This is a genomic window from Gudongella ferriphila, from assembly GCF_046224405.1.
GTDB lineage: Bacteria > Bacillota > Clostridia > Tissierellales > Tissierellaceae > Gudongella.
Genome location: NZ_JBJXRK010000016.1, coordinates 37,878 through 49,697 on the forward strand (window position 1 = coordinate 37,878; position 11,820 = coordinate 49,697).

General features: G+C 43.0%; 11 protein-coding genes. 9 read left to right on the forward strand and 2 right to left on the reverse strand.

Annotated elements, in window-relative coordinates:
• Position 1: 1 nt before the first annotated feature.
• The 6 genes from cobM to cobT are packed head-to-tail and all read left to right on the forward strand — an operon-like array spanning position 2 to position 4,581.
• Positions 2 to 757: a precorrin-4 C(11)-methyltransferase gene (cobM, locus tag ACKVDP_RS09260; RefSeq protein WP_409228544.1), complete on the forward strand. Its 756-nt coding sequence runs from the start codon at positions 2 to 4 to the stop codon at positions 755 to 757.
• Positions 754 to 1,761, forward strand: a complete 1,008-nt coding sequence (gene cbiG / locus ACKVDP_RS09265; protein ID WP_409228545.1) for a cobalt-precorrin 5A hydrolase — start codon at positions 754 to 756, stop codon at positions 1,759 to 1,761. Before cobM ends, cbiG begins: the two co-directional genes overlap by 4 nt.
• Positions 1,762 to 1,765: 4 nt before the next feature.
• Entirely contained in the window at positions 1,766 to 2,488 is a 723-nt protein-coding gene (gene cobJ / locus ACKVDP_RS09270; RefSeq protein WP_409228546.1) for a precorrin-3B C(17)-methyltransferase, read from the forward strand.
• Entirely contained in the window at positions 2,485 to 3,222 is a 738-nt protein-coding gene (cobK, locus tag ACKVDP_RS09275) for a precorrin-6A reductase (protein ID WP_409228548.1), read from the forward strand. Before cobJ ends, cobK begins: the two co-directional genes overlap by 4 nt.
• Before the next feature lie 6 nt (positions 3,223 to 3,228).
• On the forward strand, positions 3,229 to 3,477 hold the full coding sequence (locus tag ACKVDP_RS09280) for a cysteine-rich small domain-containing protein (protein WP_409228549.1): 249 nt from the start codon (positions 3,229 to 3,231) through the stop codon (positions 3,475 to 3,477).
• Between the two features lie 27 nt (positions 3,478 to 3,504).
• Positions 3,505 to 4,581, forward strand: a complete 1,077-nt coding sequence (cobT, locus tag ACKVDP_RS09285) for a nicotinate-nucleotide--dimethylbenzimidazole phosphoribosyltransferase (RefSeq protein WP_409228550.1) — start codon at positions 3,505 to 3,507, stop codon at positions 4,579 to 4,581.
• A 183-nt stretch (positions 4,582 to 4,764) separates the two neighbouring features.
• On the opposite strand, the gene tnpB is transcribed toward cobT, so the two are convergent.
• Positions 4,765 to 5,847, reverse strand: coding sequence for an IS200/IS605 family element RNA-guided endonuclease TnpB (gene tnpB, locus ACKVDP_RS09290; RefSeq protein WP_409228552.1), 1,083 nt, complete (start codon positions 5,845 to 5,847; stop codon positions 4,765 to 4,767).
• Positions 5,848 to 5,992: 145 nt separating this feature from the next.
• On the opposite strand from tnpB, the gene ACKVDP_RS09295 reads away from it, so the two are divergent.
• A complete protein-coding gene (locus ACKVDP_RS09295) occupies positions 5,993 to 7,198 on the forward strand; it encodes an aminotransferase-like domain-containing protein (protein WP_409228553.1) in 1,206 nt (401 codons plus the stop codon).
• A gap of 37 nt (positions 7,199 to 7,235) precedes the next feature.
• On the opposite strand, the gene ACKVDP_RS09300 is transcribed toward ACKVDP_RS09295, so the two are convergent.
• On the reverse strand, positions 7,236 to 8,942 hold the full coding sequence (locus tag ACKVDP_RS09300) for a sigma-54 interaction domain-containing protein (protein WP_409228555.1): 1,707 nt from the start codon (positions 8,940 to 8,942) through the stop codon (positions 7,236 to 7,238).
• A gap of 406 nt (positions 8,943 to 9,348) precedes the next feature.
• Between ACKVDP_RS09300 and ACKVDP_RS09305 the strand changes: the two genes are divergently transcribed.
• Together ACKVDP_RS09305 and ACKVDP_RS09310 are read left to right on the forward strand one after the other, a co-directional pair.
• A complete protein-coding gene (locus tag ACKVDP_RS09305; protein ID WP_409228556.1) occupies positions 9,349 to 10,449 on the forward strand; it encodes a pyridoxal phosphate-dependent aminotransferase in 1,101 nt (366 codons plus the stop codon).
• A gap of 22 nt (positions 10,450 to 10,471) precedes the next feature.
• Entirely contained in the window at positions 10,472 to 11,818 is a 1,347-nt protein-coding gene (locus ACKVDP_RS09310) for an aspartate aminotransferase family protein (protein WP_409228557.1), read from the forward strand.
• Positions 11,819 to 11,820 lie beyond the last annotated feature (2 nt).

The following is an 11,820-nucleotide window of genomic DNA, read 5'->3' on the forward strand; positions in this document are numbered from 1 at the left end:
AATGATAAGCTTTGTCGGTGCTGGGCCCGGAGACCTGGACCTGATTACAGTAAAGGGAAGAAAACTAATGGAAGAGGCGGACCTTGTAATATATGCCGGAAGTCTTGTTTCACAGGGGCATCTTAAGTTCTGCAGGGAGGATTCCACAGCTATGAACAGTGCATCAATGACCCTTGAGGAAGTTGTACATGCAATGGAGGAGGCCTTCAAGAATGGCGAGAAGGTAGTGAGGCTTCACACAGGAGACCCTACCATATATGGCGCCATAAGGGAGCAGATAAGGGAGCTGGAGAGGAGAGGAATCCCCTATCAGGTAATCCCTGGAGTCAGCTCCTTTACAGCAGCCTGCGCCGCGATCAACAGGGAGTTCACCTTGCCCGGAGTGAGCCAGACTGTAATTCTTACCAGGATGGAAGGCAGGACTCCGGTTCCGGAAAGGGAGGCTCTTGAAAATCTTGCCAGGCATCAGTCGTCAATGGCGATTTTCCTTTCTGTAAAGGAGATTGACAAGGTGGTCGGGAAACTGGCAAAAGGATACGGCAGATGGGATGTTCCTGTTGCAGTTGTGTATAAGGCAAGCTGGGAGGATCAGAGGATACTGCTTGGAACGCTTGAAGACATCGGGGAAAAGGTCAGAAATGAGAAAATCGAAAAAACCGCCCAGATTCTTGTGGGGGATTTCATTGGAGAGCAATTCCACAGGTCTCTTCTCTATGATCCTGGATTCTCCCATATGTACAGGAGTGAAAAAGGATGAAGTCTGCAGTGATATCATTCAGCAAGGAAGGCCATTTAGGGGGGGAGAAGCTTGCAAAGTCGGCTATTGAAGGATTCTGCTTCACACATTACCCCTTTTCAAGGGAAGATGGGTCTGCGCCTTGCCTTGTCCGGAAGCTTTGGCACTCATATGATGCCCTCGTGTTCATATCGGCTGCAGGCATTGCGACCAGGCTGGTAGCACCTCTAATTGCGAGCAAGGTAGTGGACCCTGCAGTGGTTTGTATGGATGATCTTGGAAAATACGCAATACCCTTGCTTTCTGGTCATCTGGGGGGTGCAAATCTTCTGGCAAAGAAAATCGGCATCCTAACCGGTTCCACTGTAGTCATTACAACAGCAACAGACATAAGAGGGATACAGGCACCGGACCTGTTTGCAAAGGAAAACAACTACCTTATCACAAATCCTGAGAGCCTTACAGGAATAACAGCATCAATGGTAAACGGAAAGCCAGTGGGATTCTACAGTGAGTGCGAACCGGAAATAGGCTATGAGGGCAGGGTGGACCTAAGTGAAAAGGAGGTTGAAAAGAGTAGTCTGCCGGGAATGATAATTGTTTCAAGCAAACGGAGGATTCGGCTGCCCCGAGTTCCATATCTACTGCTCAGGCCCAGGAACATAAATGTTGGGATAGGTTGCAGAAGGGGAGCTGGTGGGGATGGTATAATTCAGTTTATCAAGGATTTGTTCAGGGAAAATGAATTGTCACTTGATTCAATAGGAAACATCGGAACGGTTGAGATAAAAAGGGAAGAACCTGGAATACTGGAAGCTGCGGAGTATTTTAGGTGCAATCTGAAGGTGGTATCAATGGAGGACATCGAAAGGGTCCAGGATAGATTTCCAAAGTCACAGTTTGTAAAAGAAAGTGTGGGGGTCTATTCCGTATCCCAGCCGGTGGCATATCTTCTTGGAGGAGAGATGCTTGTCCAAAAGGCGATTAGAGACGGAATAACCATATCCATATCAAGGGAGGCGTAGGAGATTGAGCAAGCTATATGTTGTAGGGATTGGACCTGGCGGCCTTGAACACATGACCTACAGGGCGGTGGATGTGTTGAGGTCCTGTGATGCAGTTGTGGGATACAATGGATATCTCAAGTATGTTGAGGATTTTATTGGAGGAAAGGAAGTCTACTCCACAGGAATGAGGGCAGAGTTGGATCGCTGCAGAATGGCTGTTGAATTTGTCAGAAGAGGAAAGGATACAGCAATAATAAGCACAGGGGATGCAGGCCTTTATGGGATGGCTGGGCCCATACTGGAAATGTCTGGGGACGTTGAAGTGGAAATTGTTCCAGGAGTTAGCTCCTGCTTTTCAGCGGCTGCGGACCTGGGAAGTCCCATAATGCATGATTTTGCAACAATAAGCCTCAGTGACCTGTTAACACCTTGGGAAGCCATTGAAAAACGGCTGAGACTAGCAGCACAAGGGGATTTTGTGATCTCCATCTACAACCCAAGATCAAAGGGGAGACCGGACTATCTCAAGAGGGCGGTGGATATAATCCTGGAATTCAGGGATGAGGGAACACCAGTTGGTCTAGTGAAGAATTCAGGAAGAGAAGGGACTGAAAAAATGGTTTGGACACTGGGGAAAATGGACTATGAAGCGGTGGACATGATGAGTGTCCTTATAATCGGTAACAGTAATACATATATTAGAGACAACCTGATTATAACCCCAAGAGGATATGATATACTATGATATGGGTAATTGGTGGGACCTCCGAGGCAAGGGAGTTCATAAATCTTTTTGAGAACCGGGAGAAACTAATTGTCACAGTGGCTACAGAAGATGGTAAACGAATCCTATCAAGAGGAAAGGTACTGACAGGAAGACTTGATTATGATGGAATGATTCAATTTGTAAGGAGTAACGGGATCAAGGTTTTGGCTGACCTGTCACATCCATATGCCGTTGAGGTTTCAAGAAATGCAGAAAAGGCTGCCGAAAATGAAGGCATTCCATATTTGGTGTTTAACAGAAAATCAACTGAGAAATTTAACGAGGCGGTATACGTTGACTCCTTTAGCTCCTGTTATGAGCGGGTCAGGGATTTGAAGGGGACCATACTGTTTACAACAGGGGTTAAGACTCTACCTGAGTTTGAAAAGCTCAAGGGAGACAATAGGTTTGTATACAGGATAATACCCTCCCAGGAGAGCCTCCGTATATGTTTGGAGGAAAATATCGCAATGAGGGATATAGTGGCCTTGCTGGGTCCCTTTTCAAGGGAGCTGAACAGGGAGATGTTCAGGGAATATGAGGCCGACTACGTTGTCATGAAGGATAGTGGGGATAGAGGTGGAACAAGGGAAAAGCTACTGGCATGCAAGGACCTTGGAATAGTTCCCATAGTCATTGGCAGAAATGGAAATGATGGCTATCATGACCTGGTGACCATGAAGATAGATGCAATTGGATTATACAAGGGGTGAAGTGAAATGGAGAATTCATATAGATTCTACAGAAATACGGCATGTGAATATTTTCCCTGCCACAAGGTTGAGAACAAGGAGGAGTTTAACTGTATGTTCTGCTACTGCCCCCTTTATCTTATGGAGGATTGCGGAGGGAACTTCAGGCTGCTAGATGGGATAAAGGATTGTACAGGTTGCATTATTCCCCACAAACCAAATGGCTATGACTACATAAATTCCAAGATAGTGGAGCACAATAGAAAGAAGAAGTAGACCAACTATGTAAGAAGGGGTGGTAAAATGAATTTATTGAAGGAAACACTTGACGTGATCAAGCCTGCAGACAGGAAAGCTATGGAAAGGACCAGGAATAAGTGGGATGGACTTGTTAAGCCCATAGGGAGTCTTGGACTTATGGAGGAAGTGACAATCAAGCTTTCAGGTATTACAGGGAAGGTAGACAACAAACTTGACAGGAAGGTCATAGTGGTAATGTGCAGCGACAATGGAGTTCTTGAGGAGGGTGTAAGTGCAGCGCCCCAGGTTTTCACCCAGCTCCTTGCAGAGAGCATGACAAAGGGAATAACTGGAGTCGCTACCATGGCAAAATTTGTGGGATCTGACCTTGTCACCGTTGATTTGGGAATGAATGGACAGGTTGACATTCCCGGAGTAATGGATAAAAAGATTGCAAATGGGACAAGGAATCTTGCTGTTGAGAGCGCAATGACCCATGATGAGGCTATCAGGTCCATCGAAACAGGAATAGAGGTTGGGGATGAGCTCTTCCAAAAGGGGTATGACATCCTTGGGACAGGAGAGCTTGGAATGGGAAATACAACAACATCCGCTGCCATGCTAAGCGTGCTGGGAGACCTGGATGTTGCAATTACCTGTGGCAAGGGTGCAGGACTGACCGAGGACCAATACCTGCACAAGATGAACGTCATCAAGCGTGGCATTGAGGTTAACAAGCCTGACAAGGATGATCCAATTGATGTCCTGGCAAAGGTTGGAGGCTTTGACATAGGAGGAATGTGCGGACTGTTCCTATCAGCCGCAAAGAACAGAAAGCCTGTTGTGATGGATGGATTCATATCATCAGCCGCAGCACTTTGTGCAATAAAGCTTAATCCCAATGTTAGGGACTATATAATACCATCACACCTTTCACAGGAGCCAGGGTCTGTGGCAATGATGAAGGTGCTTGACATGTCCCCTATGGTAACCATGAAAATGAGACTTGGAGAGGGCTCTGGGTGTCCCCTGGCTTTCCAGATTCTCGATACGGCTCTGTTCACCCTGGAAAATATGGGTACCTTTAAGGAGGCTTCAATAAACAGTGAGGTCCTGGTTGACATGAGGGAAGAGGAATAGACTGACTATTGCAATTCAGTTGAAAATAGTGTATCATCACTTATTGAACACTCTCGCCACTTATAGAAGTGGGAGATTCCTGATTCATAGTCTTGTGCCTCCTAAGATAGCTAGGCCTTATTTAGGACTCCACAGGCTTAAAATCGGGTGGTTCCAGCACCCTAACATATAGTGGCAAAAGGCTTATGAAGCTATTCTCAAGCCTTCGGCTTTGATGTTTTTAGCTGCATTTTCATCCCTATGATGAAATGCACCACAAGAAGGACATTCCCATGTCCTGATATGTAGCTTCTTTATGTTTTGGTTAATATAGCCACAATTTGAACAGAGCAGACTACTTGGGAAAAAGCTATCTACTTGGACATAGTTTCTTCCGTACCAAGATGACTTGTATTCAAGCATATTAAGAAATCTGCCCCAAGATGCATCAGCTATAGATTTGGATAACCGTCTGTTTTTAATCATGTTTTTAGGTTTTAATCCTTCTACAACGATAGTTTGGTTTTCGGCTACTATTGTAGTGGATAGTTTATGCAGGAAATCCTTTCTAGTATTTGCGATCTTCTCGTGAAGAAGTGCTACTTGAAGCTTAGCTTTTTTATGATTTTGAGAGCCTTTCTTTTTCTTGGAAAGTCTCCTTTGAGCTTTGGCTAGTTGCCGTTCATATTTTCTAAAGTGTTTAGGATTAGGTACCACTAAGCCTTCCGAAGTTACCAAGTAGTCTTTTAAGCCTAAGTCGATGCCAATTTCGCCAGAAGATGAGGCCATGGTCTCGATCTCAGTATCAACACAAATCGAGATGTAGAATTTATTCGTGTTGGTCCTGGAGATGGTGACATTAAGTATTCTGCCTTCAACTTCTCTGGATTTAGCAAATTTCACTAAACCTAGCTTTGGTAGTCTTATGTGGTTGTCTGTAATTCGGATATTGTTATTTACCATTTGACAACGATAGCTCTGCTTAGGGTTTCGCTTGCTTTTAAATTTAGGAAAACCTCCTGACTTTTTAAAAAAGCGAGCAAAGGATTTGTCTAGATCCTTTAGTGTTTGTTGTAGAGAGGTGGATTCCACTTCTTTTAAAAATGGATATGCTTTTTTAAGCAAGGGAAGAGCCTTTGCATATTGATTGTAGCTAAGGTATCCATCACTTTTAGCTAATGCTAAAAAATGATTGTAGATGAATCTGCTACAACCAATGTTTTTGTTAATTAAATCAGCCTGTTCAGTTGTTGGGTATATTCTATATTTATATGCTCTGTTCATCATACTCAACTCCTTGATATGAGTATATCACAGCTAGCTTAATCGAACAAGTGTTTGTGTGAATTTCTAGCAAGAATACTACTACCTATAGAAAAAGGAGTATTCTTGCCAAAAGACTTTAATAAACTATTGAAAGTGGTGAAGTGATATGGTTAAGTTTTCAAATAGAATGGAAAACATGAAGGATTCAGCAAATGTAATAAGGGGTCTTTTCGGGGCCATGACAAATCCAGGGATGATATCCTTTGGAGGGGGTGCTCTTGCAAAGGAATCACTACCCGTTGATATCCTAAGGGAGATATCCCAGGACATACTAAGGACTGATTCAAGGGGCTATGAGGCTCTTTCCTACGGACCGGTTGAAGGGATAAAGGACCTTAGGGAAATAATAGGGACCGACCTTCTGGCTCCCAAGGGTGTGGAGGCAGACCCCGACAACATTATGATACTGACCGGTGGTCTCGAGGCAATGAACCTCATGTGTCAGCTCTACATCGATCCAGGTGATGTGATTCTTGTTGAATCACCGACCTTTGTCCATAGTGTTGAGATATTTGACATGTTCCAGGCCAAATGCATCTCCGTCAAGATGGATGATGACGGTATGGATCCTGAGGATCTTGAAGAGAAGATCAGGGAGCATAATCCAAAGATGGTCTATGTAATTCCAACCTTCCAAAATCCAACAGGAAGAACCCTTACCCTGGAACGAAGAAAAAGAATTGCAGAGCTTGGAAGCGAGTATGATGTAATAATCCTTGAGGATGACCCATACAGGGACATAAGATACAGTGGTGAGGAGATTCCACCCATTAAGTCCTTTGATAAGACCGGGAATACAGTCCTTGCAAACAGCTTTTCAAAGATATTTTCACCGGGAAGCCGTCTAGGGTATATCCTGGCAGACAAATCCATAATTGACAAGATATACGATGCAAAATCAGCTACAAATTCACACACCCCAATGCTTCCTCAGATTCTCTGTGCTGAGTTCTTCAAAAGGGGCCACTACAAGGAACATCACAAAAGGCTTTGTGAGATTCACAGGGAAAGACGGGATGCAATGATGGAGGCTTTGAAGATGTATTTTCCCAAAGAGGCAAAATGGACCTACCCAGACGGAGGTCTTTTCACCTGGGTGGAGCTTCCGGAAGATATAAACACAACGGAGCTACTTAAGGAGTCCCTAAGCGACCCTGATGTAATGGTTGCATATGTTGCCGGAGAGGGCTTCTACACAGATGGAAATGGAATGGGCAGCAATGCCATGAGGATGAGCTTTGGTGCCGTGCCACCGGAGCGGATATTTGAAGGAATCGAGAAGTTGGGAAAATTGATTAAGTCTAAGCTATAAAACAAGGCTGCAGGAGAAAATAACCTGCAGCCTTGTTTTATGAATTTTTGTAGGTTTTTAGCTTTCTGTAAATTGTGTTACGTGATATCCCCAACTGCTCAGCTGTCTTCTTCTTGTTTCCATTATTCTCATCAAGGGTTTTTAATATAAGCTCAGCCGTTATTTCGGAAAGATCCTTGGTCTTGCCTCCAACCTTTGACAGGGTGGCCTCGTCAGCCAATAGCCCGGCTCTCAACAGATTATCCTTGGTGACGTATTCTCCATCACAATAGAACAATGATAGGGAGATTATATTTTCCAGCTCTCGTATGTTCCCTGGCCAATCATAGTTAAGCACCAACTCCTTGGCTTCATCGTCCAATCCGTAAATTCCTTTAATGGTGTCATTGGAAAATTTGTGGACAAAATAATTGCATAGCTCAAGCACATCACTCCCCCTGTCCTTAAGGGGTGGAAGTGAAAGGTAGAGAACCTTCAGCCTGTAGTACAGGTCTTCCCGGAATGATTCCCTGGAAATCATGTCCTCGAGATTCCTGTTGGTGGCAGCGATTATACGAACATCTATGTCAACCTTTTTATTGCTTCCAATCCTGCTTAGGCTTCTGTCCTCTATTATTCTCAAGAGCTTTGCCTGCAGATGCATATGCATTTCACCGATTTCATCAAGGAATATCGTTCCTCCGTTTGCAAGTTCGAATTTTCCGATTTTGCCTCCCTTTTTGGCACCTGTGAAGGCTCCTTCGTCATATCCAAACAGCTCACTTTCGAACAGGTCTCTTGGATAGCTGGCACAGTTAATGGCTACAAAGGGTCCGTTCTTTCTGGAACTGTGGTTGTGGATTGCCTGTGCCATAAGTTCCTTGCCTGTTCCGCTATCTCCAAGGATGAGTACGTTCTTGTCGCTTTTTGAAAATTTCTTTGCTATTTCAATGGTATCCTTTATCTGTTTGCTATTTCCAATAAAATTGCTGAAATCGTAATTTGCATAGTGTCCCATAAGATCAGAAGCGACCTTTATGGATCTTGTCTTTTTCCTGTATATATCTATTGCACCAGTGAGCGAACCGACATTATCGAATACAGGATAAGCCGAGTTCATAAGATTAACAGAGTGACTGGGAAGTTCAATCTGATATTCCACATCCAGAACAGGTTTTCTTGATTTGATGGCTTTTACCAGGATGGAGTTAGGGATGAAGGTTTTCAGATCCTGGTGCAGGATGTCCCTTTTCTCTGATTTAAGCATATTACAGGCAGGCTGGTTGATATATGTTACAAATCCATCACCATCACATGCGGAAATTCCCTCATCCACAGAATCAAGACAGTCAAGGAGATACTTATATTTTTTGCTTATATCTGTGTAATCCAGAAATAATTTTTGGAGTGTGGTCTTTGTTGTTGACAGTGTTTTCGCAAGAGTCTCAGGAGATATGTTGGTTGATACAGCCATGATTACGTAGCCTTCTTCACACCCTGGTGTTTCCAATGGACCGGACTTGGATACATCAAACTCATGCTCACCGCTGTTGAAAAGCATCCAGGTTTCCTCAGGATTTGAATCCTTGAATGATGAAAATCCAGAAACTGGATTACCGTCATCTTTACATAGGAATAAGGATACACCATCCAATCCAATCATATCTGTAATACTTTCAAATATATCCTTAAGCAATTCCTCCGTTGATTTAACATCCTCCTGAAGCAAAGCAAGGTTCCCAGAGTTTCTGTTTTCTAATACCATGATATGTACCACCTCTCAATAAGTTACATGTACCAAAATGTAGCACTAACCACTATTGCTGCCTCGAAAAGCAATGAAAAGCATTTGTTGGAATTGCAAGGATTCAAGGCGTGGAAAATAATGGCAAAAAACCAGGAAAACGTTGCAAAATCTATATGTTAGATAATGGAAAAAATATTTGTGTAACAATATGGTACATGCTGTATTGATTATACAGGTCGACAGCTAAAAAAGCAATACTGGAGAAATGTTTACAGAAAAAAAGCAATCCCTTGAAAATGTTGGAATTAAAGGTGATTGAAGGTGCTGATTCTAAAGAAAACACCAACTATTTTGATCACAAATAATAGTTGGCTTGAAAGTTGCAAATACTATTATGGATTAGCAAAGGAGGTGAGGGATAAAATTGGAGTTTAGAGATTGTATAAGGAATATGAGGAAAACAAGTTATGCCAAGGAAAATGGTAGCATCAAGGATACTTCAGGATTTATGGACTGTTCCAATGGAATCAATCCTTTTGGAATTTCTGGAAGGGTGTTGAACTCACTGAAAAATTTTGATGTCACTAAGCTAAATACATATCCAAAACCAGCGCTCAACCTGAAGAATATCATTATGGAGTATTGGAAAGGGATTAATGTGATTGATGAGGATCAAATTGTACTGGGAGACGGATCAATAGAACTCATTTATAAAATTAATAAGCTATTTGTGGACAATCAATCACTGGTATTGGGATATTCTCCACAGTTCTCGGATTATGTGGATGATGTTCAGGCTAATGGTGGAATATACGAAAGCTATATACTTGAAGGCTCAAACAACTTTAGAATGGATCCGGAACAGTTTATGGATAGGATGGATAGAGGACATTCGCTTTTCTACCTTGACAATCCAAACAATCCCACTGGCCAGGTCATAGATGTGGAGGACTTGGAAAAAATCGTAACTAAGGCAGCTGAGTATGACAGACCGGTAATAATTGATGAAGCATACGGTGACTTCATTCCAAAGGAACTTTCTGCCGTATCATTGGTCAATAAGTTTAACAATCTGATCGTGATTAGATCACTGTCAAAGGGAATAGGACTAGCGGGAATCAGAGCGGGTTATATTGTAACATCAAAGGAGATTGCAGAACAGTACCGAAAAATATCAAACCCGTATGAGATGAACAGTATTGCCAGGCATCTAGCGGAGGCTGCAATACAGGATACGGATTTCATGACGGATTGTTGTGAAAAGATCATACTCATAAAAGGAAAATTTATTAAGGCCTTAAGTAAGTTGCAGGTGCTGGAGACCAGTGAATCGGTGCCTATTATGACTTTGAAGCACCCTGACAATGGAACTGATCTTGAAAAACTTCTGCTGGATCAAGAAATTAAATCAGTATCTTGCAAGGAATTTGTGGGACTTGGACAGAATTATGTAAGACTTATGATCAATCCAGATATCGACAGGCTAATCGCTGGAGTACAAAGAGTAGAGGATCAAGTAAAGTAGATGAAAAAAGGGAGCGTTTAAATTGAAATATGACAGATGTATGGAGATAGTTGAAAGAGATGCCAAGGTTTACTCGGACTTTGCAAGAATACCATACTACCCTCTGGCGATTAAGAGAGGTAGAGGGGCAATTATTGAGGATATGGATGGAAACAAGTTCATAGATATGCTTTCTAGTGCATCATCCCTGAACACAGGACACAGCCATCCTAGAATTACAAAGGCGATTACAGATCAGCTCGAAGACTTTATAAGCTATACAGCTGCATATACATACTCTGAGCCTCTCATATCCCTGGGAGAAAAACTTTGCAGAATAACTCCTGGAGATTTCGAGAAGAGAGTCGTATACGGACTGTCCGGGTCTGATGCCAACGATGGAATGATAAAAATGGTAAGAGCATATACTGGTAGAACCAAGATAATATCCTTTGTGGGTTCCTACCATGGATCAACGCTGGGGTCATTATCATTATCTGCAATCAGCTTGAATATGAGGAGGAAAATCGGACCGCTTCTACCTGATATATCCCATATCAAGTATCCTGACTGCTATAGGTGTTCCTATAGCAAGGAAAGTGACAGCTGCAGCCTGGAATGCTTAAGGGATTTTAAGGAAGCGCTTAAGACGTACATGCCACCAGAGGAAATTGCAGCTGTTGTGATGGAACCAATCGCAGGTGATGCAGGGTTGATTGTCCCTCCTGGAAAGTACGTAAACGAACTCTACAGGATTTGCAGGGAAAACGGCATCCTTTTCGTAAGCGAGGAGGTACAGCAGGGTTTTGGAAGAACTGGGAAATGGTTCTGCATTGAACACTTTAACGTCGTACCTGACATAATCGTAATGGGAAAATCTATGGCATCAGGAGTTCCTTTAAGTGCAATAGTGGCAAGGAAGGAAATCACCGACTCGCTGGGTCCGCCGGCTCACCTTTTTACAATGAGCGGAAATGCGCTATCATGTGCAGCTTCGGTGGAGACCATAAATATAATTGAGGAAGAAGGGCTGCTTGAGAGATCCAGGGAATTGGGTGATTACGCTAAGGCCCGGTTCAATGAAATGAAGAAAAAATATGAGTTAATAGGGGATGTTAGAGGAAAGGGTCTATCAATAGGAGTTGACCTTGTAAAGGATAGGATTACAAAGGAGGGGAACAAGGAAGCGGCAGCAAAGATTTGCTATAGGTGCTGGGAAAAAGGAGTGATAGTGATATTTCTAGCTTCAGGGGTTCTAAGGATTCAACCACCCCTTGTAATAAGCAAGGAAGAGTTGGATAGGGCTTTGGATATTATTGAAGAGTCAATACAGGAATTTATTAATAACGAAATACCGGATTCTGTTTTGGATGTTGCAGTAGGCTGGTAATA

What these genes read in the sequence shown, in the direction of transcription:
- cbiG (WP_409228545.1), top strand. Translation starts at nt 754, where the DNA reads ATGAAGTCTGCAGTGATATCATTCAGCAAGGAAGGCCATTTAGGGGGG.
- cobK (WP_409228548.1), top strand. Translation starts at nt 2,485, where the DNA reads ATGATATGGGTAATTGGTGGGACCTCCGAGGCAAGGGAGTTCATAAAT.
- ACKVDP_RS09295 (WP_409228553.1), top strand. Translation starts at nt 5,993, where the DNA reads ATGGTTAAGTTTTCAAATAGAATGGAAAACATGAAGGATTCAGCAAAT.
- ACKVDP_RS09280 (WP_409228549.1), top strand. Translation starts at nt 3,229, where the DNA reads ATGGAGAATTCATATAGATTCTACAGAAATACGGCATGTGAATATTTT.
- cobT (WP_409228550.1), top strand. Translation starts at nt 3,505, where the DNA reads ATGAATTTATTGAAGGAAACACTTGACGTGATCAAGCCTGCAGACAGG.
- ACKVDP_RS09300 (WP_409228555.1), bottom strand. Translation starts at nt 8,942, where the DNA reads ATGGTATTAGAAAACAGAAACTCTGGGAACCTTGCTTTGCTTCAGGAG.
- cobM (WP_409228544.1), top strand. Translation starts at nt 2, where the DNA reads ATGATAAGCTTTGTCGGTGCTGGGCCCGGAGACCTGGACCTGATTACA.
- tnpB (WP_409228552.1), bottom strand. Translation starts at nt 5,847, where the DNA reads ATGATGAACAGAGCATATAAATATAGAATATACCCAACAACTGAACAG.